The following is a 22552-nucleotide window of genomic DNA, read 5'->3' on the forward strand; positions in this document are numbered from 1 at the left end:
AGTCAACAATATTCAGTTGTCCCAAATGAACAGCAGCTCTGTACAGAAACAATTAAAAGCAGCAGGGATTGACACAAACAGTAAAAAGTATAAAGCAGCATTGAGTGAGATGATGAAGAATGGAAACGGTGCAATGTTTACGAATGTTCAGGCAATTAAGAACCTGATGAGCCAATATGACAAAAATGGAGACTGGATTGATCCGAATACCGGATTAACAGGACTTGCGGTAACGGATGAGAACAGAAACAGTTATAAACATATCATTTCTATTCCAGAGAGTAGCCGGGAAGAAATGTTTGAACTGGCAAAGAAAGAATTCTTAAATGAAAACGGTACTTTAAATGGTGATACTACCAAAAGGGAGAGTGTATATAACAATTTATACAGAAAAATGGATAAGGATGACCGCTTATCAGCAGGCTGGACAATGGAACAATATGAACATCAATACAGACAGGCATTTGCAGAAGCAGCAAAAGCCGCTGATCCTACATGGAGAGCTGGTAAACCAATACCGGCTGGTGCATTGGATGGCATTACCAGAGAGTCTGTTGAGAGTGGCAAGAAATCAGTAGATATAAAAATATAGTATGTTTTTTATGTGGAATATATTTCATTTTTGAAGGAGGTTGCTAATATGAGAATATCAGAAAAAGCTAAAAAGACGGTTTCAAGAAAAACGTTTATGGCAGTTGTTGTAAGTATGATGGTTTGTTTGCTTTTTGTAACACCAGTATTTGCAGCTTCAAGTTTTTATAGTAAGACAACTACTAAGCTGAATGCTATTAATGGAGGAAAATCAACAACCAGCAGGTTGGTGGAGTGACTTGGTTGACAATAATCCACCATCAGGATCAATTGATGGAAACTATGCAACATCTGTTACAGTACATTGGGTAAGTGGTATTTCTTATGTAAATGCTAGTTGCACTACAATGACACAGATGACATTGGATTATTTAGTTCCTTTCGGAATAATAGTGGGCTAAATATTTAGAAAGATAAATAAATTACGGATGGTATTTTTATACCATCCGTGGATTCCAAGAGGTGACGATAAGATGGGACACTATGTACATTATATAGGTGGCGGAATAGTAGATAGTAAAATATATGAGACAGGAAATGCAGCAAAAAGTTTTAAATCGCCGATGAAAGAATTAAATGAGCAAACGGTGTTAATAGAAAATGCCAAAACAAATAAGAATGATAGTTATCATCAGCATACGAAATACGATGATCAGGTAGATCGCTATTACAGTACATATGATATAGGAACATTGTTGCATAATAATGAAAGTTATTTAGAGGGAACAATCGATTCAAAATATGATGTAGATTACTATTCTTTTTCTTATCCGCAAAAAAGTTTTTACTCTAAAATGGGTATATCTTCAGAGATAACGATTTCATTGGAAAGCAAGAATAGTCAGGCATATAATTTAGTATTGTACGATTTATATGGCAATCAGATTGGAATAGCGACAGATGATGGACATGGTAATAAACAGCTTACGGTACCTAATTGGGACTGCGTTACATCAGATTATGTGATCAGAGTAGAAAATTCCAATATGACATCGGATTCCGGGGAAGGTTCCTATAGAATAAAAATTACGGAAACGAAAAACAGGGATACTTCAAGTAGTAATGTGCAGCACTCACAAGAAATAGCAAATGCAGATAATTCAGAAGAAAAAAATGCAATAAAGCAGAAATATGAAAAAACATATCAAAGCGAAATTGACAAATTACATCAGATGCAATTTGAAGCGTTGCCGGAAGATGAAAAATATTCGGGAACGGATAGTGTAGAAGAATTATTAAATAAGATGAAAAAGGGGGAGCAGTTAAGTGTGTCGGAAATGGCATATGTGAAAATATTTGCCAATTTATCTGATTATGAGAGAGCAGAGAAGTCGAATTATATAAAAAACGATTTTTATGCAGAAATAGAAAGAATAGCAAATGAAAAAGGAATTGAACTGCCAGATACATCATGGAAAATTGAAATAGATGTATCTGGAACTATTACGATTAACGGGGACATTACAGAAGAAAACAAAGAACAGATAAAAAATATGATATCGGAAAATTTTGCTGATGATATGTGGGAAAAATATATTCAGACAGCAGATATTTCTAACACACAATATAGATTAGTAAATGCTTACTATGAAGTGGAACAGTTCATTCAGAAAGCAACAAATGGACAGTATTCATTTGACGATATAAACGTAGATGACAATGGGAAGATTACCGGACTTCCAGAGAAAATGTGTAAAATAATGAACTCCCAGGAAGCCAATGCGAAATATGAGGAAATACGAGATAATATCTATATGCTGACGGATTATAAAAATCAATATGGATTGGAGGATATTCTTGCATTTAAGGCAGGGTATAATATTTCGGACTCTGAGGTAAGTACTGTGGGTACATCTGGCAATAATAGTGTTATGGATAATGCAGGATACTATAAAAATATGAAAACTATAATATAATGATAGAACCTAATAGAAATGGCGGGTTTAAAAGACATGAATCAGTTGATTACATATCAGTATGAAGCTGATAGTATGGACAGACAATGGTATTCTATACTGTAGCAATATAATTTGGGGGGAAAATATAGGAAATGTGCCGTCAAGATGATGGCACATTTTCTATATATATGATATTTATTTAGAGCCTATTTAGATAATATGCAGAGTACTTTATATTTATTTAATGGAAAAATAAAAATTACCGATATAGTAGGAAGATAGGAAGAAGGTGAGTAATATGCTGGAAATTGCTGTTTGTGATGACGATATAGCAGATCTTGAGTGTGCAGTGAATATGCTGCATAAGATTTTTACAAGTCAAAAGATTGCTTATCATATAGAGAAATTTATGTCTGCAAATCAAATGCTTGAAAATATCAGTCGTATTGATATCGGAATTTTAGATATTTCGATGGAAGAACTGAATGGTATTAAACTGGGGAGAAAATTGAAAGAAAAATTTCCAGATGTGAAATTAGTGTATATTACGAGTTATGAAGAATATTGTATGCAGGTCATTAACGAAGTTCATGCATTTTCATTTCTATGTAAACCATTGGAATATGATAAACTGGAATTGCAGATATTGGAACTTCTGAATCAACTGCCGGATAGTGCAGTTGAAAGTTCCGGAAAAGTTCCGAAAGAGTTTAAGCAGCAAATGAAGAATTGGATACATGACCTGATTTCAACTATTTCAACCAGAGGATGGAACAATGTGCCAGATATGACTTTAAGCATTTTATATGGAAAGAGCGGCTTAAAGGACATGAACCAGTTGATTACATACCAGTATGAAGCTGATCGTATGAACAGACAATGGTATTCTGTGCTTTAGAAATATGCTAAAAACAAAAATACTTAATAAAGTGGGTTCCTTTATTTTTTGGAGATTTATGACGATCTATACTATATAGCATAGAGTTAATTCAAACGGATTTAGAATGTATTTACACGGAGGTTTTATATGTCAATGAATATCAGCGGATTAGGCAATACCTATAATGGCATCAACACAAATAGTAAACAATATAAGGCTTTGAAAGAAAAGGGCTGGTTATCAGGTATTATGCAAAATGAAGCCATGATGTCATCAGAAGAAAGAATGATATATGAAACATTCGGTGGAAGAGATACCATTATTAATAATCTGATGAAGCAATTTGATTCAGAAGGTGATTTGCTGAATGCAAATGGAGTGGCAGGAATGGATGTTACCGGCAAAGGTACATCGTGGCAGCAACTCACAAGTGTATCTGAGGAATATCGTCAAAAGATGTTTGATAATGTGAAGAGGGAATTTATTCAGGAAAACGGTCTTTCAAATGGTGATACAACGAAGCGTTCGGATATTTTCAAAGATTATCAGTTAAGTGTAAGCAAAGACAAACGGTTAAGCGGCACATGGACTTTAGAGCAATACGAAGGACAGTATAGATCTGCTATGTATGCAGCAGTGAAATCAGCTAATCCAAATTGGAAACCGGGACAAAAGTTTGATACAAGCATTCTTGATAATGTCAAAAGAGAATCAGTGGAATCTACTCTTGTCAAAAATGGTAATAGGTTAGTTCGTAATTCTATTGATGTATCAGTATAAAATTAGGAGATTTAGATAATAACACAAGGGAAGAAGTTGAAAACTTTTCAAAAACTTCTGGTAACTCTTTGAAATACATATCATATCAATAGATACGATAATATAAATTATGTTAGTATTTGTTGATAACAGATTTATATTGGAAAAATTGTAAATTTATTTTCTATGTGAATTTTCATTTTTGTAGGGCTGGCATTAGACCAGCCCTTGATTTCATTATAATAGATAAAAAGATATTGAATATATATGCACGGTAAAAAGACGATTCTCAATAAATGAGATTGGAAAAATTAACCTTAGTGCTGTTGAAAAAATCACCATAGTTCTAATGAATCTTCTGCATCTACCCATATCTGCATTGTTCCATCAAGATATAATTTTGCATATTCAAGCGGTTTATCAATGGCAAGTGCGTTCAATGCACAGTCTGATCCGGGTGTGGTTTTTAAATCCTTTTCGGCTTCCCAACAGTCAATGCGGAGCATATAACCAGCAGAAGTATAAATATCAATGCTGTTTCTGTGTGGATTGTATTCTGCAAATATTGTTCTCATCGTATAGAATCTCCTTATCATTCAATCAGTCATTTGTTACAAAAATCAGAAGCATTTCAATCAGTTCACCATGTCACTTTTATTTTGTGTTATACTGTTTTATAGATTTTTCTTGCCCTTGTATTTGCCCTTATCAGAGTTCGTAAACACTGACGGGACGATATAACACAAGGGAAACAATAAGGGAAAGCTCAATCGAAATTTGTAGGATTAGTAAATCTCGATTTTGGGAAATACAAGAATGTGTCTCATTATGGTTTTAATGCGGTTTGTAAGGAGAAACAATATGATTGGGTTTGTTATTGCTTGCCACTTAGCGACAGCCCCTAAAATGGCGCAAAAAAACAGAGGCCCTTATTCTGGAACCTCCGTCCGCATGAATAAACTGGTCAACTGAAACGTCAAACATCGTAATGAGTTTAACAAAAAGGTCGAAGCTGGGATAATGACCTTTGTTCTCAATATTCATAATGGTACGGGAGTCACGGTCTACTAATTCCGCAACGTAGGCTTGTGTCCAGCCCTTTTCTTCTCTGGCTCTTTTGAGAGCTGCCCCGAGGCCGTGAAAGTCAAACCTTCTTTCATCTTGGTTCATTCTCATATCACCCTATATCATTGTACATTTCGGGTTGGATTATGAGAATGTAATGAAACTTTATGTAAGGTAGTATTTCATTTCACTATTCACTTGTAAAATCTTTATGTAAAAGCCAACAGGCTATATAATTTATGAAGAAATAATTTTTTCAAAAATTCGTCCGCTGTAACATTTCACGGACATTTGCCTGTTATACTATCTGCAAAAAGCAAAGGAAGTGAGGATATGAAGCAGATTTTAATTGTCGAGGACGACAGTTTTTTGAATAAGATGTTGGCCTATAACCTGACCGCAGACGGCTACGGCGTGACTTCTGCCCTAAATGCCAGAACCGCAGCCGAAGCCATCCGCCAGCGGGAATTTAATTTAGTGCTGCTGGACATCAACCTGCCGGACGGGAACGGTTTTGAACTGTGCAAGCTGATAAAGCCCCAGCACCCGGATACCATCGTGATTTTCCTGACCGCCAACGATCAGGAGAGCGACCAGATACGGGGCTATGAGGTGGGCGCGGTGGACTACATCACAAAGCCCTTTGTGATCGGGGCCTTGCAGCGGAAAATCAAAGCCATGTTCGCCATGCTGGAACACCACAAACCGGCCAAGGACATTTACGACGACGGGCGGCTGTTTCTGGACTTCTCGGAACAGACGGCTTCCTTAAATGGCAAGCCCCTGACCCTATCCCCGATGGAGTACAAAATGCTGAACCTGTTCCGCAAAAATCCCCGGCAAGTGCTGACCCGTGGGCAGCTTTTGGAAAAGCTGTGGGATATAGACGAAAGGTTTGTAGACGAACACACCCTGACAACTTCTATCAGCCGGATTCGCAGCAAGATTGAATCCGATGGCGGCGCGCCCTACATCAAGACCGTTTACGGCATGGGCTATCAATGGACGGGAGGCGAGGCAAAATGAAGTTTCAAAACCTCTCGGTAAAGCGGCTGTTTGGCCGGGTGGCAATAGGGCTTGCCCTCTCCATGTCCGGGATCACCATAGCCCTTTTTCTTGTGACAAAACAGACGGCGGTGCTGCTGACGGGCGGGGCGCTGCTGTTGTGCGCCCTTGTAGGGATTTTTGTACTGACGCAGGCGTTTGGAAAACGGTTATCACAGTTTACCGCTGACCTGTGCCAGACCTTAGACCACATGATTGCCGGAAATGAAGCGCCCCAGCGGCCAGAGGACAGCGAAACCCAGCTTGCCAGAATCGGACACCGGCTGGCAAGGCTTTACCAGATCATGCAGGAGAACCGCCGCCGGGTGGACGAGGAACGGCAGGAGTTACAGACCCTTGTATCGGATATTTCCCATCAGGTGAAAACGCCGGTAAGCAATCTGAAAATGGCGACGGACACCCTGCTGGAAAAGCCCATGACCGAGGCGGAGCGCACCGACTTTATCCGGGGAATCCGCAGCCAGACGGATAAGCTGGACTTTCTCTTTCAGGCCCTTGTGAAAACCTCACGGCTGGAAACGGGCGTGATCCAGTTGGATAAGAAACCGGGTCGCCTCTTTGATACCGTGGCGCAGGCCATGAGTGGGATTGTGTATGCAGCGGAGAAAAAGGAAATCGCTGTGTCCGTGGACTGCCCGGAGGATTTGACCGTTTTCCATGACAGCAAGTGGACATCCGAAGCCCTCTTTAACCTGCTGGACAATGCGGTGAAGTACACCCCGGCAGGCGGGAAAATCGCCGTGTCAGTGGTGCTGTGGGAAATGTATGTGGAGGTCAAAGTGACCGACACCGGCAAGGGCATTTCCGAAAGCAATCAGGCTGCCATCTTCCGGCGCTTCTATCGTGAGGAAGAAGTACACGAACAGCAGGGCGTGGGCATTGGCCTGTATCTGGCCCGCGAGATCGTAACGCGGCAAGGCGGCTATATCAAAGTGGTTTCGGAGCCGGGCAAGGGTTCAGAATTTTCCATTATGCTGCCGACAAAATAGAACGCGGCGGACGGCCATTTCCGGCTGCCTGCCGTAAATTTTTTTGAAATGTCCGAGCGTTGTAACATTTCACCTCGATTTTCAATGAAATTTTTTGGCCGCTGTAACATTTCGCGGACATTTAGGTTTTACAATACCCTTATCAAATATGGAGGTGATACAACTATGACATGGCCTTTTGAAAATGATACTCACAAAGTGGAGAAAAAATTAGCGACGCAAAGTCTATCCGCAAATAAACAACGAAATTTCCTCGCAGGGATTATCATGTTTATTGCCTCTCTATTGTTAGCATTTTCGACTATCTTACTTTGTAATGCCACAATAGATACACAGATAATCTCTCGTGTCGATAACACACAGGAAATACTTAGTGTAATTTTGGGGATTGCTATTGTTCTGCTACTCACAGCAGGAATCGCTATTAAAAATATCATGTATATTTCCATATTACAGCACACACGAGAATTTGCACAGTTGAGGACTGTGGGAGCGACCTACCGACAGATCAAAGCAGTCATTCATAACGAGCGAAAACAGTTATCTTGGAAGTATATTTTAGGCGGTTTGCTATTGGGTTTTCTTTTTAATTGTGTATTACCCTTGAAATTATATTTGGTGCCCAGTGTGGCCTGCACATTGCTTTCCGGTGCTTTTGTATGGTTCATTGTTTTTTGGTCATTCCGTACACCGGCAAAACTGGCTGCGTCTTTATCCCCTATGGCGGCATTGAGGACAGAGGAAATAAAATCAGCTAAAATTTTCAAAAAAAGCAGTCGTATCAATCCTAATGGTTTGGCAAAAAAATACTTTTTCAGTAACCGTAAAAAGGCATTTTATACGCTGCTATCCCTTGTGTTGAGCGGAGTCCTTGTATTTGTAGTCTTTTCGGTAGTTTCGGCTATTGATATAAAAGAGCTTGTCCGGCAACCGTATTATGAAAACAGCAGCATTTATCTTAAACTGAACTCAACAGCTGCCGAAAACGCTACTCTTGAACTGATGAAAGATAGTCCTTTTACGGAGGAATTGAAAGCGCAGATTGAAAATATCTCTGGTGTAACAGAAATTTATCCATCCAAAAAATTAGATTGTGAGATCGTCGTTCCCGGTCAACCTGAGAATAGATATGAACTATCCATCAATAGTATTGTCGGCACAACCAGTTTTGAAACCCAACTGGTTGAGGGTGATATGCCTTATTCTCCAAATACAAACAGCACTATTCCGATTGTGATAAATCGTGCCTCTCCTTACTATGAAAAAACAGGTCTTTCCCTGAGTTTGGGAGATCATTTTTCCGCATCAGTAAATACGGGAATGTCTACAAAAGAAATTGATTTTTCAGTATGTGGTTTCATCGAAAATAAGGACAAAGGTAGCGTATTCTATACGACCCCTGAATATCTGGACTTTTTAGCAGAAATAAATTGTGATCTGGCATGGTACATTTGTACTGAAGATATGCAAACGAAACAGGCTGTTGAGGAAATTAAGGCACTGGTGGCTTCGGATAACCGTATAAATACTTCCATATTTGCGGATGATTTATCTGAATATCAGGCGTATTTTTATAACGCCAAAATTGTTGTTACAGCAGTGATAGTGTTGATATGTTTGTTTGCTTTTGTCAATTTGCTTAATACTTGCATTACAAACACCGTTATACGCCGCCATGACTATGCGCTGTTAGAGGCCGCTGGTATGACGAAAGTACAAATTTATCAAACACAGAGTGCAGAAAACAGGATTTATTTTTTTGGTAGTTTAATAGGGAGTTGTGTGGTAGGCATACCGCTGGGGTTCCTTTTATGCAACAAGATCGCAGAAATACCCGGATTATCCTATATTTCCTATCGCTTCCCGTGGCCGTTTCTACTCCTGTATTTCGTGCTTGTTTTTGTGGTTCATATAGTAGTAACAGTGTATCAAAGACACATTTTAGCGAAGCAGTCTGTAGTAGAGCGTATTAAAGCGATTGAGTGAATCAATGTAACTAAAGTTTCGTTAAAATGAAATCTCTTGTTGAACAAATCAAAGTGACAGTATAATCGTATGGAATCGGCGGGGCGGCGAGTGCTGCCCCGCTTTTTTCACCATTTCTCAAAAAAATTTTTGAAATGTCCGAGCGCTGTAACATTTCACACCGATTTTCAATGAAATTTTTGGGCCGCTGTAACATTTCGCGGACATTTGGGTTTTACAATACACTTATCAACAGGTAGGAAGCCTTGAAAGGAGTTTTGAATATGAGCGTTTTACAGACGATTGACCTGAAAAAGTATTACGGTACAGAACCGAACATTACCCGCGCCCTTGACGGCGTAAATTTCTCCGTGGAGGACGGCGAGTTTGTGGCTGTTGTGGGAACCTCTGGTAGCGGCAAGTCCACCCTGCTTCACATGATGGGCGGGTTGGACACTCCCACCAGCGGAACCGTGATTGTCCGAGGCGAAGAACTGGCAAAGAAGAACGACGAGCAGCTTACCATCTTTCGCCGCCGCAACATCGGCTTTATCTTCCAGAACTATAACCTTGTTCCCATCCTGAATGTGTATGAGAACATTGTCCTGCCGGTGGAGTTGGACGGGGACACGGTGGATCAGAAGTTTTTGGACGAAATTGTTCATCTACTGGGGCTGGAAGATAAACTGAAAAATATGCCGAACAATCTATCCGGCGGACAGCAGCAGCGTGTGGCGATTGCCCGCGCTCTGATTACCAAACCGGCTATTGTGCTGGCCGATGAGCCAACCGGTAACCTTGACAGCAAGACCAGCGCCGAGGTGCTGGGACTTATCAAGCGCACCAGTGCAGAGTTCCGGCAAACTGTTGTGATGATTACGCACAATGACGACATTGCCCGCCTTGCAGATCGGATTGTCCGCATTGAGGACGGCAAGATTGTGGAATAAGGAGGTGGCAAGCTATGACATGGCCTTTTGAAAATGATACCAGTGACATTGAAAAGAAGCTGGCAAAGCGTAGTTTGCATCGTGAACGGCAGCGTAATTTATTTGCAATCATTGCTCTTGTGCTAACTGCATTTATGATAACTGCGACATTCAGTATTGGTTTTAGTTACTTTGAAACCTACCAAATGCAACAAATTCGGTTAATGGGAACTACCGCTGATGTCGGAATCACAAATGTCACAGAAAATCAGTTGGTTGAAATTTCAAAATCAAACCTTGTCCTTGACGTAGGTATACAGCAGCGTTTAGGCAGTGTTGATACAGAGCAACTGCAAAATGCGAGATTAGGTATAGTTTGGATAGATGATACCGAGTGGGGAACCCACCGTCTGCCTACTATATCAAGTGTTGTAGGAAATTACCCATCAAGTAAAAACGAAATTATGCTACCTACATGGGTGCTTGAACAGATGGGCATTTCTGATCCGCAAATAGGGATGGAGATTGTGTTGTCGTACCAAATTGGCGATAGCTATAATTATGTCTCAGACACCTTTTTGCTGTCGGGCTACTATACGGACTACATTCCAATGCGCACAAATAATCGTGGTTATGTTTATGTTTCATCCGCTTTTAAGGATAGCTTAAATGTATCACTGGATAATAGTGTTACGGCAATGATCCGTTTTCAAGGCAATGATAATGCTGACAAAAACTGTGAAAGATTGCGGCGTGAGATTGACTTTACAGAAGGGCAAACATTTGAAATTGTACCATTAGAACAGGCAAATGGTGGAACTATTATTTTAGCTGTAATAATTTTAGCAGTTTTTATATCCTTTAGCGGCTATCTGCTGATTTATAATATTCTTTATGTCTCTGTCGTAAAAGATGTGCAATTCTATGGCCGTCTTAAAACGATTGGAACGACCCAAAGGCAGATAAAGAGAATTATCTATAAGCAGGCAATCAGAATCTCTTGTATTGGTATTCCGATTGGTCTGTTACTTGGTGCGGTTGTTTCCTTTGGCATTGTTCCTTACTTCCTGAATATGATGTATTCAACAAATTCTGATGTGGGAACAAAAGTATCTTTTTCGCCGTTTATTTTCATAGGAGCGGCCATATTTACGTTCATTACCGTTATGATTGCAAGCATGAAGCCCGCCAAAATTGCCGGAAATGTTTCACCAATAGCAGCACTCCAATATACAGCAGCCAGCACAAAGAGCAGCGCCAGAAATTGTAGCAAAATGAAGTTGTCCAGAATGGCATGGAACAATGTCTTTCGTAATGCTAAGAGTACAACCCTTGTTTTTGCATCGCTTTTTTTCGGCCTTTCCTTGTTCCTTGTCGTCACAGGGCTATTACATGGTTTAAGCCCGGAGAATTATGTGAGCCAATGGGGAGTAAGCGATTTTGCACTCACATATAGTATCCACGAAAGAGAAGATTTAATTTCCAGCGAAATGGTTTCAGAGATTGGTCAGCTTGACGGCATTGAGAATTTGAGGTTGACCTATGCACCTTATCCTCAAGTAGCAGCAGATGTTGTATATGACGATGCTGTATTTCACGAGTTTCTTGCGTCATTAGACGGAGTAAACGGCATTGATTTTTCTGATCCGGCAAAATTAGAAAATTATCAGCAAAACTTTTTTAGCGGGGTTTTTGGAATTGACAGTGCATATTTGGAAGAAATCAATAAAACCTTAAACTTGCCTATTGACACGTCTGCCTTTGAACAAGGAAAGGTTGTGCTGCTGTCCAAAACAGTAGAAGACCTTATTCAGCCGGGGCAGGAAATAACAATCCAGACGCAGAACGGACAGCATTCCTTTATTGTAGCGAACGGTTATTTGAATGAAGGGTTTCGAGCAGGAGGAGGCAATGAGAGAGGGACGGCTCCTGATTTGTATATTAGTCAAACAGCTTTGAAAGAACTCTTTCCGCAATATAGAGTGTTCCGCGTGGCCTTTGATACGGATGGTCAACATGACGAAAGTATACTGCAAGAATTAAAGCAAATCACCGCATCACAAGCTAACATTGATATTATATCCCGATATGAACGGCGAGAAGAAATGCAGGAATATCTCATTACAGCAAAGGTTTTAGGAACAGGGTTGTCCGTGATCCTGCTACTGGTTGGTGTCATGAACTTTGTCAATACAATGGTTGTCAATGTAAATACTCGGCGCTATGAATTAGCTATTCTTGAAAGCATTGGAATGACAAAGCGACAAATCAAACAAATGCTACTTATGGAAGGTTTCTATTATTGGGGCATTTCCCTTTCCCTTGCAGTCACCATTGGAACAGCAATCTTCATCTTGCTATATATGATCTTTAGCAAGGTGGCCTATTATGCTGTTTTCTCCTATCCATTTATCCCACTGGTGCTGGTGTCTGGACTGGTGTTGCTAATCTGCCTTATTGTGCCTATATGGGTCTACAAAACTGACGTTAACCTTCCAGTTGTGGAGCGATTGCGGTTGACAGAGTGAGTTTAATCAAATAGCAAAATGTGTTTATTTTTGATTACTCTTGGAGAACCAGTCTCTTATCCTGTCAATCAGGTTGACGGCTTTGAATTGACCATTGAAAAGCCCACATGGTCTCCGTTTAAGGGATATACTATTCGCTGGGCTGTTACTGCGAATTCTAAAGAAATCTATTCCTTCGGTGAGGATGGTAGTCCTGGCTTTGAGTATCTCGAACGCCACATTGACGGGCAATGGTATCGTTTGACATATTCGCAGGATATATTTCCCTTTAATAATTTAGAATTCTCATTGGGTGGAGACAGTACGGGCTTGCAGGGAAGTATTGTTCAAAAATATGATTATTATGGAACTCGCTTGGAGGCGGGAACCTATCGTGTAGTATTAGAAATGAAGGCAAAGGACGGAACACCGCATTATTTGGCGGCTGAATTTGATGTTGAGTAAATAAGCAGAAAGACAACTTCAATTTGTAAAACTGATGGAATAAAAAATGTAAAGCTGGGAGCATTAGCTTACGGCTTTTTAAGTTAAAGCAAATAGAAGTAAATAATGGTCAAAAAACAATCGACATCCGACCTCGTACACGTTATAATATAAGCAATCTAATAAGAAAACAGTGTTATCATTACTGCATTGCTAAATGAGAATGGTAGCCATAAATATGAATTCGTAGGAACGGAATGGTTGAACCCTCAGGGTGACAATGTCACTCATTTGTCAGCGAGAGGTGCTTAACTTAGATGATTTTCAGTTTTCTTATTTTGACATGGATTTACAGGAAGGGTAGAAAAATCAATGATTTCATTGACTTATCTTAACTCAAAATAATATAGGTTTCCAACGGGGACTTGAACTCCTAAGCGCTAGTTGTGGGTTCGATTCCCGCTGGGAACATCGATTTTTTGCAACAATGATCGTGAAAATTCATTGTTGCATTTTTTATTTTATGATGCTTGCGAGCACCGAAAAGACAAAACGGGCACCGAGAACTAAATCTATCCAAGCACCCAATGGAGATAACTAAAGTGTAGGATAAGATTTAGGTTGTCAATGAATGTAAAAATGGTTTTCTTGCTTGAAGAAAACAGGCCTGACGAAGTATCGCTCAGATTAGATTAAAAATTCTAGTCTGGGCGATTTTTTTCGTTCAGGGAAAAGGAGGAAATGTCATTGACAGAAAAGACGGATATCAGAGATTCGGATGAAAAAGAAGTTGAAATTGAAATGGAACGTTTGGATAAGAAAAAATGCAGTTCACAATTTACTCTCAGCAGTGATTGTATTCGCCGTTTTTGTGAAAAATATAGAGAAGCTCGTATTATTTTGATTTCCTCTTGGAAGAATGGCTTTATCTCATCTCACAATGAGAAAAATACGCCACAAATAAAAGAATTAGAGGCACAACTGGACCGTTATGGCATTCGCATTGTAGGGAAAGTGTGTGATAATCGATATAGGGATTATGCTGTCAGGGATTATTTGAAAGAACATCCCTCTATAAAGGAATACGTCGTAGTAGATGACGATATTAAGGAATATTCATCGAAAGATATCCCCCATTTAAGATTGGTAGACAGTAAGGTAGGGTTTTGGTAAGGAAAGGATAAAAAGATGAAAGTAGAAAATACAGAAAACAATAGAAAAATTCAACAGGTAGCAGCAACTATGGCGATTGAGGATATGTATATGAGTAAAGATTGTTTACAAGGACTTATCAATGTGGCTAATGGAACAAAGCAAGGTGTAACGGAAGAACTGAAAGCAACGGATATGATGAGATGGATAGGATTGATGAATAACATTCGAGCCTGTGCCGATGAGATTGTATTGAATGATATTGTGTATTCCTAACTGCTGTCAAACCGATGGCAGTTTTTCTTTTTCGGCAAGTATTCAAGAAGTCATTAAGTTGCGAGTATAATCGAAGTGGTAGAAAAGTTACCTATTATATCGGTTGTAACTTTTTTATGAACTCTATTGACAAGAAAACTTGGTATATATATAATTAAAATATGCAAAGAAAACTTGTCATGGAGGTGTTTTTATGAAAAAGGACGAAATCTTAAATGCAAGCAGAAAAGAACATCGCAATAAGGACTTGGCTGAAATGGAAGTGGTATATCAAGCCGGAAGTCACGCAAGCAGAGTTGGTGCTTTAGTGTGTTGTTTGCTTTCGCTGTTATCTTCTGTGCTTGCTCATACTATGATTTACAGTCCGTGGGTTATATACTTCAGCATTATTGCAACACAATGGTTAGTTCGTTTTATCAAAATGAAGCGAAAGAGTGATTTGGTCTTGACCGTTCTGTTTTTTGTGCTTTCCATTTTGGCATTTGTTGGATTTGTTAGCCATCTTTTAGAGGTGAGAATATGAAAGAACAATTACAACTGAAAAATCACTTAAAGGAAGTTCGCACAGAAGCAAATCTTTCTCAAGCTCAGCTTGCAGAAATGGTAGGGGTATCAAGAAATACCATTAGTTCTATTGAAACAGGACAGTTTAATCCAACTGCAAAATTGGCTCTAATTCTTTGTATTGCATTGGACAAAAAATTTGAGGAACTATTCTATTTTTAGGAGGTCATTATGGAAAATATTATAATGTTGATTTTGGGAGTGTTCGTATCTGTTGTGGGAATTGTAAATATCAAAGGCAATATCAGCACAATTCACTCTTATAACAGGCGAAAAGTAAAGGAAGAAGATATACCAAAGTATGGAAAAACAGTCGGCACAGGAACGCTGATTATAGGAATATCTCTTGTATTAGGTTTTATTGTTTCGTTTTGGAGTGAAATAATTATAGATTATATCATTCTTCCAGCAGTTATTGTTGGATTAGGCTTTATATTGTATGGACAGTTCAAATACAATAAAGGAATTTTTTAAGAATCAGGGAGGTATAAAGATGGAATTGAACACAATATCAGGTCTGGCGATAGCGGGAGTTATCTGTTCCGTTGTCCTCTCGATGGGGGTACCGATTGCTTTGTTCATTGCAGGAAGGGTGAAGCTTAAGGCAAGGATTTCCTCGTTCTTTATCGGAGCAGGAACCTATCTGCTGTTTGCCATGCTGTTGGAGCAGCTGCTGCATGTTCTTGTCATTCAGTTCTGCGGACTGAACGCACAGAGCAGGCCATGGCTTTACTATGTGTACGCGGCTTTGGCTGCAGCGGTTTTTGAAGAGACCGGAAGACTGATTGCCATGAAGTTCTGGATGAAGAAATGGCTGGATTTTCCAAATGCACTGATGTATGGAATCGGGCATGGCGGTGTGGAGGCCATTCTGCTCGGAGGACTCTCCGGAATCAGCAATCTTGTGTCCATGCTGATGATCAACAGCGGAGCCATGCAGAATACGCTGGCGGCACTTCCTGCTGAGTCTGCAAACCAGACCGTGTCACAGCTGTCGGCCCTATGGACAACACCGGCACCACTCTTTTTTGTAAGCGGAATCGAAAGAATCAGTGCCATCATTCTGCATATCGGGTTGTCACTGCTGATCTATCGGGCGGTAAAGGCAGGCAAATGCAGGACAGCGGCTTTTACAGCGGTTCTTGCATATGGGATTCATTTTATCGTGGACTTCTTTGCCGTGGCAGGTCCGGCGTTTCTTCCCATCTATGTGATTGAAATTGGTGTCTTTGTGATGGCAGCCGGAACTCTTGTTATGGCGTTGAAGATGGGAAGGATGGAAGAACTGTGAATTCCAGTTTGCAGAACTAATAGAGAAGTAACATATAAAACAATAAATATGGTCAAAAAAACATCGACATCCGACCTACAGCACGTTATAATATAGTTAATCTAATAAGAAAACCAAGTGATCATTGTTACGAAGCTGAATCGTAATGGTGGCTAACTGAGTGAACTCGATGGAACGGAATGGTTATATCCTCCGGGTGCTCCGAGCACCGGACGAGCACCGAAAGGTGCTTTACAGAGATGAAAACAGGTTTGCTTATTTTGACAGGGAGTAACAGAATAGTTAGGAAAACCAAGGATTTCCTTGACTTAGGTTGACTAATCATTGTATGTATTTACAGTGGTATCTCGAGCTCCTAAGACTCTATTGTAGGTTCGATTCCTATAGGAGACGCTCATTTTTAGCGGTAATGAAGATAGTTTCATTGCCGCTTTTTTCATTATAGAACCAAATAGATGAATGAAATTCATTTGACAAGTGCATAATATGTAGTATAATAATGAAATATAAAATTTCAAATATGTGAGGTAAAGCGTATGTTATATGACTATATATTAAAAAATTACGAAAAAGATGAGCCAATCTTTTTGTCAGAGCTTCCAGGAGATTCCAGAGACTACGTTCGTCAGGAAATGAAAAAGCTTGTAGATGACGGAAAATTAGAGCGTTTATTTAATGGAGTCTATTATTTATCGTATACAACAATCCTGGGGACTAAAGGGAAGATGTCAATAGACAAATATGTGGATAAAAAATTTATTAAGTCCAATGGCAGAGTGACTGGATATATTACCGGAATTCAGCTTGCAAATATGTATGGATTTACGACTCAAACACCGGCCTGCATAGAGGTGTGTTCAAATGAAGCAACTACAAAACAGAGAAAACTTTGCATTGATGGTAGAAATCTGATTGTTTATAAACCTATTACCGAAATAACAAAGGAAAATCAGACAGCTCTGCAGTTCTTAGATCTGATGACCACCATCGATAAATACAGTGAGATTTCAGGTAATTTATTGAGAATGAAACTAAAAGAATTTGTAAATATCCTAAATGTGGATTTTTCTATTGTAAAAAGATACATTGCGTTATTCCCGGATCGGGTGTACCGGAATATTTATCAAGGAGGACTGATGGGTGAGCTGGTATAGCGAATATAGGAATGAATGGAAAGAAATCATAGAGGCAGTGGCTCGCGAATGTAAAAGAGCTGAACTTATGGTTGAGAAGGATACGGTGCAATCAATGTTTCTATTGGAACTATCGAAGATTAATCTTCCGTTTGTGTTCAAAGGTGGAACCTCTTTGTCAAAAGCATATAATCTGATAGATCGGTTTTCTGAAGATATTGATCTGTCGATGAATCGAAAACCGACGCAGACTGAGAGAAAGGCATCAAAAGAGCATATTGTAGAAATTGCAAAATCATTAGGGATGGAGCTTACAAATCCAGATCAAATTAAATCAAGATATGATTACAATATGTATGTATTTAGCTATGATTCTCTTTTCTCAGAGAAACCAATGGAAATTATAGTGGAGACCAGCTACTATCAGACAGTATACCCTGCTGAAAAACATGAAGTTGGAAGTTTTGTGGGAAAATTCTGTAAAGATAATGGGATATCACTTCCAATTCCGTTTGAAGCAGCGACAGTTATTATGAATGTACAGTCATTGGAGCGAACATTCATTGATAAGATATTTGCAATCTGTGATTACCGCATCCAGAATATGCAGGATAGAGATTCGCGCCATTTATATGATATCTGTAAATTACTTCCGGTAATAAAAATGGATTTGAAACTGGACGAGCTAATTGATACTGTTAGAAAAGATAGAATGCATTCAAAGAACAATCCGTCTGCTCAGCTGGAATATAATATTCCAGAAATGTTAAAGGAGATAATTTCCAGTCGATTTTATGAACCTGATTATCGAAATGTGACCCAGAAATTATTGTATGAAGATATCAGTTATGATTATGCAATCGAAAATGGTATTGCAGTGGTAGCGGAGTCGGAGGTGTTTTTGTATAAGAAAAAATAAACATTAAATAATCATTACTGTAAAATGTCAGGTAATGGTAGCCATCATTTATATATAAAAGGAACAGGTTGACTTTACCCTAATGGTGGAAAATCCACCATTTTTCCACCCAAAATAAAAAATAATGAAAATAAGTAATACTATTAGGTGATTCATAAAAGTCTGCTATTTCCCAAATGTTTTAGAATTTCTTCCGGCAGATGATGCTGAGAAAAAAAACGCCCATTGTTCTGACGGTAGATGAGTACGAGACAATCCGTCTTTTGGACAAGAAAGGTTATAGTCAGGAGCAGTGTGCAGAATCTATGCAGATCGCAAGAACGACGGTTCAACGGATTTACGAGATTGCCAGAAAGAAAATAGCAGATGCTCTCATTGATGGACATCCGCTTAAAATTGAGGGCGGGGATTTCAGAATCTGTGACGGTCAGAGCAACGACTGCAGCTTTGGAGGATGTTATAAGCAGGAGATTTACCAAAAATATGCAGTAGAAAAAGGAGAAGGTATCATGAGAATAGCAGTAACATATGAAAATGGACAGATTTTCCAACACTTTGGACACACAGAGACATTTAAGATTTACGATGTAGAGGAAGGAAAAGTGGTACATTCAGAAGTAGTAGATACGAATGGAAGCGGACATGGTGCATTGGCAGGAGTTCTTAATGCCTTAAATGCCGATGTTTTGATTTGCGGCGGAATCGGAGGAGGTGCCCAGACCGCATTAGCGGCAGCAGGAATTAAGCTTTTCGGAGGAGTTTCAGGAGATGCAGATAAAGCGGTAGAAGTTTTTATCAATGATACACTTGATTATAATCCGGATGTGAAGTGTTCTCACCATGAGCACAACCATGGGGAAGGACATACATGTGGTGAGCATGGATGTGGAAGCCATAGCTGCCATTAAGAAGAATAGCAAAAATAACAATACGAAAGGATGTGTCAAGGTAATGGAATGTATAATATTATTAATGAAAATGTAAAGCATTATGTATAGAATAAAAACGAAAGTGAAGAAAAATGACAAAGGAAGAATTATATTTAAGTATACTCGATAATATTCAGGATGGTGTGTATTATGTGGATATACATCGAAAAATTAAATTCTGGAATAAGGGAGCAGAACAGATAACCGGTTATCAGGCAGATGAAATGTTAGGTTTGGAGTGTTCGGAATCTAAACTGAATCACATTGATGAATTTGGAAATCATCTGTGCATCACAGGTTGTCCGTTATTTGCAACGAATATTGATGGTGTTGTCCGTACAGAAAGAGTGTTTGTGAGGCATAAAAACGGATATCGGATTCCTCTTCTTGGAAGAAACATGGTTTCCACGGATGTGTCAGCAGAAAATATTTGAATGGAAAGAATATGTAAAGGGAAAATATTATGGAATATTCAGCAATTTATCATGACATGGACAAAAGATTCTGTTACGCAATTGATAAGGATCTGTTTGTGATACGTGTGCAGGTTAAAAAAGATGACATGAAGGAGATTATCCTTCACTGTGAAGATAAGTATATACCAATGGAACGCAAGGATACGAAAAAGACCATTCTGATGAAGAAGATTGCCACTTCACAGTTTCATGATTATTATGAAGCACAGCTTCAGATGCATCTGATATGTCTCAGATATTATTTTGAATTTACGGACACGCAGGGTGAAAAAATATATTACGGCAATTATGAGTTTTATAAGGAATGCATCACAAACAGGGACAGAATGTTTGATTGCCCGCAGAATCTTCGGGAAGAGGAAATGTTTGAGGTGCCGGACTGGGCAGCAAATAAGGTCGTGTATCAGATTTTTCCGGCCCGTTTTGCAGCATCACAACAGGTAGATAAGGAACAATGGTATAAAGCACCAATTTCGTCTATGGATGATCTGCATGGTGATCTCAGAGGAATTATTGAACATCTGGATCACGTTCAGAATCTGGGAATCGATGTTTTGTATATGACACCTATCTTCAAATCATATTCAAGTCATAAGTACGATATCATCGATTATTATCAGATCGATCCTTCATTTGGAACGACAGAGGATCTGAGGGAACTGGTGCAGGAAGCTCATAAACGTGGAATGAAAATCGTCATGGATGCAGTGTTCAACCATACAGGAAGAGAATTTTTTGCATTTGAGGATATCATGGAAAAGGGAGAAAAATCAAAATATCTGGACTGGTATTATATTGAGAAATTTCCACTTGAAAGTGAAAGAGGAGAGATTCCAAACTACAAATGTTTTGGCTACTATGGGGGAATGCCTAAGCTAAATCTGAAAAATCCGGAAGTTGAGAAATTCTTTACGGATGTTGCGTGCTATTGGATTAAGGAATGTGATATTGACGGATGGCGGATGGATGTAGGAGACGAGATCAGTCATTATTTCTGGAAGAATTTTAGAAGAGCGGTCAAGGCTGTAAAAAAGGATATGCTGATCATTGGAGAAATCTGGCATTATGCAGGAGATTTTCTTGAGGGAGATGAATGGGATACGGTCATGAACTATCCGTTTTATCTGAATATGATCGATCTGCTGGCAGATGAAAAGATCCACGTCAGTCAGTTTGTACAGAATCTGGGATATTTGAAGGGACGTTTAAATAAAAAATGTTATCCCCTTATGTGGAATCTGATTGACAGCCATGATACAGCAAGATTTTTACATCTCTGTAATGGCAATAAGAAAAAACAGCATTTGGCAGCGGCTTTTCAGCTGTTATTGCCGGGAATGCCTATGATTTATTATGGAGATGAGTTTGCTATGCCGGGAGCAAATGATCCGGATTGCAGGCGGGGCATGTACTGGGATGAAGAATATCAGGACAAAGAGATGTATGAATGGTATAAACAGCTGCTTTGGATTCGAAAAAAACATGCGTGCATTTCAGAAGGCGAACTGATAGGGTCAATTACAAAGGATGAGGAAGAAACAATTGTCCTGATCAGGAAAAATGTCGAAGAGACAATTGCCTTGATTTTTAATTGTAGCAGTAATGCAAAGAACTTTAGTGAGTATGAGGGAAAATATAATTTACTTCGAGATGAGCCGTTTGATGGAAAAGTTGAGGGGCTTGATGCCGCAGTGATCGTACTTTAAGAATATTTAAGAATGATTTCTGCCTGCGTATATGATTGCTTCGAAACTTTAAATAAAAGCAGGTTTAGATACATTGAAAAATAATTTCAGTGTATCTGAATCTGTTTTCTTTTTTTATGAACATAAAGGCAGCCTGTGAGAAGAATAAATGATACATAGCTGCAGGATCGTATGTAGAAAGAAAACGAATATAATATATTTAGACAAACTTTATTTTTTATTTATATATAAACCTGAAAAAGATGGTATTATTGAATATATAAGGAAACTGTCAAAATATACTATATACAGAGGTAGACGTATGGGTAGATTAGTAGAGTTTCAGAATGTGAAAAAAACCTATCATATGGGAGAAGTCGAAATTCATGCTGTAGATGGCGTGGATTTTGAAATAAACGAAGGCGAATTTGTGGTCGTTGTCGGACCAAGTGGTGCCGGAAAAACAACTGTATTGAATATTCTTGGGGGAATGGACAAGGCTACAAGCGGACACGTTATCGTTGACGGTGTTGATATCAGCTCGTTTAATAGCAGGCAGCTGACATCATACAGAAGAGATGACATAGGGTTTGTATTTCAGTTTTATAATCTTGTTCAAAATCTGACTGCACTTGAGAATGTTGAGCTGGCATTGCAGATATGCAAAGATCCGCTGGATGCGAGAGAAGTTTTAACGGATGTCGGATTACAAGACAGAATGTTGAATTTCCCTGCACAGTTATCCGGAGGGGAACAGCAGCGTGTTGCTATTGCAAGGGCACTTGCAAAGAATCCGAAACTTCTTTTGTGTGATGAACCGACAGGAGCATTGGACTATCAGACAGGTAAAGCCATTTTAAAATTACTTCAGGATACATGCAGACAAAAAGGGATGACAGTTGTTGTAATTACTCATAATATGGCAATTGCACCGATGGCAGATCAGGTAATCCGCTTTAAAAATGGACAGGTAAGGAATATTACACGAAACAGTGAGCCAACACCGGTTGAACAGATTGAATGGTAGGTGATTGC

The 22552-nt window shown here is 39.2% G+C and carries 24 protein-coding genes and 2 pseudogenes; 24 read left to right on the forward strand and 2 right to left on the reverse strand.

All coding sequences use genetic code 11. The features are described 5' to 3' along the window. From ROSEINA2194_RS18440 to ROSEINA2194_RS18460, 6 genes are all read left to right on the forward strand, one after another. Positions 1–592 (forward strand): DUF3879 family protein (locus tag ROSEINA2194_RS18440; protein ID WP_007890419.1); only part of this gene is annotated, 592 nt, incomplete at its 5' end. 48 nt (positions 593–640) lie between these two features. Continuing rightward, a complete protein-coding gene (locus tag ROSEINA2194_RS21400) occupies positions 641–829 on the forward strand; it encodes a hypothetical protein (RefSeq protein ID WP_044928892.1) in 189 nt (62 codons plus the stop codon). After that, positions 792–992 carry a DUF6947 domain-containing protein gene (locus tag ROSEINA2194_RS23990; protein WP_081453954.1) on the forward strand — a complete coding sequence of 67 codons (201 nt, stop codon included), beginning with the start codon at positions 792–794 and terminating at the stop codon, positions 990–992. The genes ROSEINA2194_RS21400 and ROSEINA2194_RS23990 overlap by 38 nt, the downstream gene beginning before the upstream one ends. A 72-nt stretch (positions 993–1064) precedes the next feature. Continuing rightward, entirely contained in the window at positions 1065–2507 is a 1443-nt protein-coding gene (locus ROSEINA2194_RS18450) for a hypothetical protein (protein WP_015517468.1), read from the forward strand. Positions 2508–2787: 280 nt separating this feature from the next. After that, a complete protein-coding gene (locus tag ROSEINA2194_RS22410) occupies positions 2788–3387 on the forward strand; it encodes a LytR/AlgR family response regulator transcription factor (RefSeq protein WP_007890422.1) in 600 nt (199 codons plus the stop codon). Positions 3388–3522: 135 nt separating this feature from the next. Next, entirely contained in the window at positions 3523–4149 is a 627-nt protein-coding gene (locus ROSEINA2194_RS18460; protein ID WP_007890423.1) for a DUF3879 family protein, read from the forward strand. Between the two features lie 314 nt (positions 4150–4463). Here ROSEINA2194_RS18460 and ROSEINA2194_RS18465 read toward each other — a convergent pair whose 3' ends face one another. Both ROSEINA2194_RS18465 and ROSEINA2194_RS18470 read right to left on the reverse strand, forming a co-directional pair. Next, positions 4464–4703 (reverse strand): DUF6061 family protein, encoded by a 240-nt coding sequence (locus ROSEINA2194_RS18465; RefSeq protein ID WP_007890424.1) that lies wholly within the window; start codon positions 4701–4703, stop codon positions 4464–4466. Positions 4704–5061: 358 nt separating this feature from the next. Further along, positions 5062–5298 (reverse strand): annotated as a pseudogene (locus tag ROSEINA2194_RS18470) (helix-turn-helix transcriptional regulator); the annotation flags it as partial. 228 nt (positions 5299–5526) lie between these two features. Here ROSEINA2194_RS18470 and ROSEINA2194_RS18475 point away from each other — a divergent pair. The 18 genes and pseudogenes from ROSEINA2194_RS18475 (at position 5527) to ROSEINA2194_RS18560 (ending at position 22544) form a co-directional block, all read left to right on the forward strand. Further along, positions 5527–6219 carry a response regulator transcription factor gene (locus ROSEINA2194_RS18475; RefSeq protein WP_007890426.1) on the forward strand — a complete coding sequence of 231 codons (693 nt, stop codon included), beginning with the start codon at positions 5527–5529 and terminating at the stop codon, positions 6217–6219. Beyond that, complete coding sequence (locus tag ROSEINA2194_RS18480; protein ID WP_007890427.1) at positions 6216–7247, forward strand: sensor histidine kinase; 1032 nt, start codon at positions 6216–6218, stop codon at positions 7245–7247. Before ROSEINA2194_RS18475 ends, ROSEINA2194_RS18480 begins: the two co-directional genes overlap by 4 nt. 165 nt (positions 7248–7412) lie before the next feature. Continuing rightward, positions 7413–9233, forward strand: coding sequence for an ABC transporter permease (locus ROSEINA2194_RS18485; RefSeq protein ID WP_044928894.1), 1821 nt, complete (start codon positions 7413–7415; stop codon positions 9231–9233). A gap of 263 nt (positions 9234–9496) precedes the next feature. Then, complete coding sequence (locus tag ROSEINA2194_RS18490; RefSeq protein WP_007890430.1) at positions 9497–10162, forward strand: ABC transporter ATP-binding protein; 666 nt, start codon at positions 9497–9499, stop codon at positions 10160–10162. Between the two features lie 14 nt (positions 10163–10176). Continuing rightward, positions 10177–12669, forward strand: a complete 2493-nt coding sequence (locus ROSEINA2194_RS18495) for an ABC transporter permease (RefSeq protein ID WP_007890431.1) — start codon at positions 10177–10179, stop codon at positions 12667–12669. An 18-nt stretch (positions 12670–12687) separates the two neighbouring features. After that, entirely contained in the window at positions 12688–13113 is a 426-nt protein-coding gene (locus tag ROSEINA2194_RS18500) for a hypothetical protein (protein WP_007890432.1), read from the forward strand. A gap of 726 nt (positions 13114–13839) precedes the next feature. Further along, positions 13840–14265, forward strand: a complete 426-nt coding sequence (locus tag ROSEINA2194_RS21560) for an HAD domain-containing protein (RefSeq protein ID WP_044928896.1) — start codon at positions 13840–13842, stop codon at positions 14263–14265. Between the two features lie 15 nt (positions 14266–14280). Then, positions 14281–14520: a TnpV protein gene (locus ROSEINA2194_RS22415; protein ID WP_007890434.1), complete on the forward strand. Its 240-nt coding sequence runs from the start codon at positions 14281–14283 to the stop codon at positions 14518–14520. 193 nt (positions 14521–14713) lie between these two features. Beyond that, positions 14714–15043 (forward strand): DUF6442 family protein, encoded by a 330-nt coding sequence (locus ROSEINA2194_RS18515; protein WP_005608366.1) that lies wholly within the window; start codon positions 14714–14716, stop codon positions 15041–15043. Further along, positions 15040–15246 carry a helix-turn-helix transcriptional regulator gene (locus tag ROSEINA2194_RS18520; RefSeq protein ID WP_003865061.1) on the forward strand — a complete coding sequence of 69 codons (207 nt, stop codon included), beginning with the start codon at positions 15040–15042 and terminating at the stop codon, positions 15244–15246. Before ROSEINA2194_RS18515 ends, ROSEINA2194_RS18520 begins: the two co-directional genes overlap by 4 nt. Before the next feature lie 9 nt (positions 15247–15255). Next, positions 15256–15558, forward strand: coding sequence for a hypothetical protein (locus tag ROSEINA2194_RS18525; RefSeq protein WP_007890435.1), 303 nt, complete (start codon positions 15256–15258; stop codon positions 15556–15558). Between the two features lie 19 nt (positions 15559–15577). After that, the gene (locus ROSEINA2194_RS18530; RefSeq protein WP_227970502.1) at positions 15578–16375 is read left to right on the forward strand and encodes a YhfC family intramembrane metalloprotease; all 798 of its coding nucleotides are present in this window, start codon (positions 15578–15580) and stop codon (positions 16373–16375) included. Positions 16376–16911: 536 nt separating this feature from the next. After that, a complete protein-coding gene (locus tag ROSEINA2194_RS18535; RefSeq protein ID WP_007890437.1) occupies positions 16912–17529 on the forward strand; it encodes a hypothetical protein in 618 nt (205 codons plus the stop codon). Next, positions 17516–18427 (forward strand): nucleotidyl transferase AbiEii/AbiGii toxin family protein, encoded by a 912-nt coding sequence (locus ROSEINA2194_RS18540; RefSeq protein WP_007890438.1) that lies wholly within the window; start codon positions 17516–17518, stop codon positions 18425–18427. The genes ROSEINA2194_RS18535 and ROSEINA2194_RS18540 overlap by 14 nt, the downstream gene beginning before the upstream one ends. 154 nt (positions 18428–18581) lie before the next feature. Continuing rightward, a pseudogene (locus tag ROSEINA2194_RS18545) lies at positions 18582–19335 on the forward strand (NifB/NifX family molybdenum-iron cluster-binding protein). Positions 19336–19448: 113 nt separating this feature from the next. Continuing rightward, complete coding sequence (locus ROSEINA2194_RS18550; protein WP_007890440.1) at positions 19449–19790, forward strand: PAS domain S-box protein; 342 nt, start codon at positions 19449–19451, stop codon at positions 19788–19790. A 29-nt stretch (positions 19791–19819) separates the two neighbouring features. Further along, entirely contained in the window at positions 19820–21538 is a 1719-nt protein-coding gene (locus ROSEINA2194_RS18555) for a glycoside hydrolase family 13 protein (protein ID WP_007890441.1), read from the forward strand. Positions 21539–21839: 301 nt separating this feature from the next. Next, positions 21840–22544, forward strand: a complete 705-nt coding sequence (locus ROSEINA2194_RS18560; RefSeq protein ID WP_044928899.1) for an ABC transporter ATP-binding protein — start codon at positions 21840–21842, stop codon at positions 22542–22544. Positions 22545–22552 lie beyond the last annotated feature (8 nt).

The sequence above is a fragment of the Roseburia inulinivorans DSM 16841 genome (assembly GCF_000174195.1).
Lineage (GTDB): Bacteria > Bacillota > Clostridia > Lachnospirales > Lachnospiraceae > Roseburia > Roseburia inulinivorans.

Bases quoted from the DNA above. Each gene is read 5' to 3' on its own strand.
- ROSEINA2194_RS21400 (WP_044928892.1), top strand. From the start codon at position 641: ATGAGAATATCAGAAAAAGCTAAAAAGACGGTTTCAAGAAAAACGTTT.
- ROSEINA2194_RS23990 (WP_081453954.1), top strand. From the start codon at position 792: ATGGAGGAAAATCAACAACCAGCAGGTTGGTGGAGTGACTTGGTTGAC.
- ROSEINA2194_RS18450 (WP_015517468.1), top strand. From the start codon at position 1,065: ATGGGACACTATGTACATTATATAGGTGGCGGAATAGTAGATAGTAAA.
- ROSEINA2194_RS22410 (WP_007890422.1), top strand. From the start codon at position 2,788: ATGCTGGAAATTGCTGTTTGTGATGACGATATAGCAGATCTTGAGTGT.
- ROSEINA2194_RS18460 (WP_007890423.1), top strand. From the start codon at position 3,523: ATGAATATCAGCGGATTAGGCAATACCTATAATGGCATCAACACAAAT.
- ROSEINA2194_RS18465 (WP_007890424.1), bottom strand. From the start codon at position 4,703: ATGAGAACAATATTTGCAGAATACAATCCACACAGAAACAGCATTGAT.
- ROSEINA2194_RS18475 (WP_007890426.1), top strand. From the start codon at position 5,527: ATGAAGCAGATTTTAATTGTCGAGGACGACAGTTTTTTGAATAAGATG.
- ROSEINA2194_RS18480 (WP_007890427.1), top strand. From the start codon at position 6,216: ATGAAGTTTCAAAACCTCTCGGTAAAGCGGCTGTTTGGCCGGGTGGCA.
- ROSEINA2194_RS18485 (WP_044928894.1), top strand. From the start codon at position 7,413: ATGACATGGCCTTTTGAAAATGATACTCACAAAGTGGAGAAAAAATTA.
- ROSEINA2194_RS18490 (WP_007890430.1), top strand. From the start codon at position 9,497: ATGAGCGTTTTACAGACGATTGACCTGAAAAAGTATTACGGTACAGAA.
- ROSEINA2194_RS18495 (WP_007890431.1), top strand. From the start codon at position 10,177: ATGACATGGCCTTTTGAAAATGATACCAGTGACATTGAAAAGAAGCTG.
- ROSEINA2194_RS18500 (WP_007890432.1), top strand. From the start codon at position 12,688: ATGTGTTTATTTTTGATTACTCTTGGAGAACCAGTCTCTTATCCTGTC.
- ROSEINA2194_RS22415 (WP_007890434.1), top strand. From the start codon at position 14,281: ATGAAAGTAGAAAATACAGAAAACAATAGAAAAATTCAACAGGTAGCA.
- ROSEINA2194_RS18515 (WP_005608366.1), top strand. From the start codon at position 14,714: ATGAAAAAGGACGAAATCTTAAATGCAAGCAGAAAAGAACATCGCAAT.
- ROSEINA2194_RS18520 (WP_003865061.1), top strand. From the start codon at position 15,040: ATGAAAGAACAATTACAACTGAAAAATCACTTAAAGGAAGTTCGCACA.
- ROSEINA2194_RS18525 (WP_007890435.1), top strand. From the start codon at position 15,256: ATGGAAAATATTATAATGTTGATTTTGGGAGTGTTCGTATCTGTTGTG.
- ROSEINA2194_RS18530 (WP_227970502.1), top strand. From the start codon at position 15,578: ATGGAATTGAACACAATATCAGGTCTGGCGATAGCGGGAGTTATCTGT.
- ROSEINA2194_RS18535 (WP_007890437.1), top strand. From the start codon at position 16,912: ATGTTATATGACTATATATTAAAAAATTACGAAAAAGATGAGCCAATC.
- ROSEINA2194_RS18550 (WP_007890440.1), top strand. From the start codon at position 19,449: ATGACAAAGGAAGAATTATATTTAAGTATACTCGATAATATTCAGGAT.
- ROSEINA2194_RS18555 (WP_007890441.1), top strand. From the start codon at position 19,820: ATGGAATATTCAGCAATTTATCATGACATGGACAAAAGATTCTGTTAC.
- ROSEINA2194_RS18560 (WP_044928899.1), top strand. From the start codon at position 21,840: ATGGGTAGATTAGTAGAGTTTCAGAATGTGAAAAAAACCTATCATATG.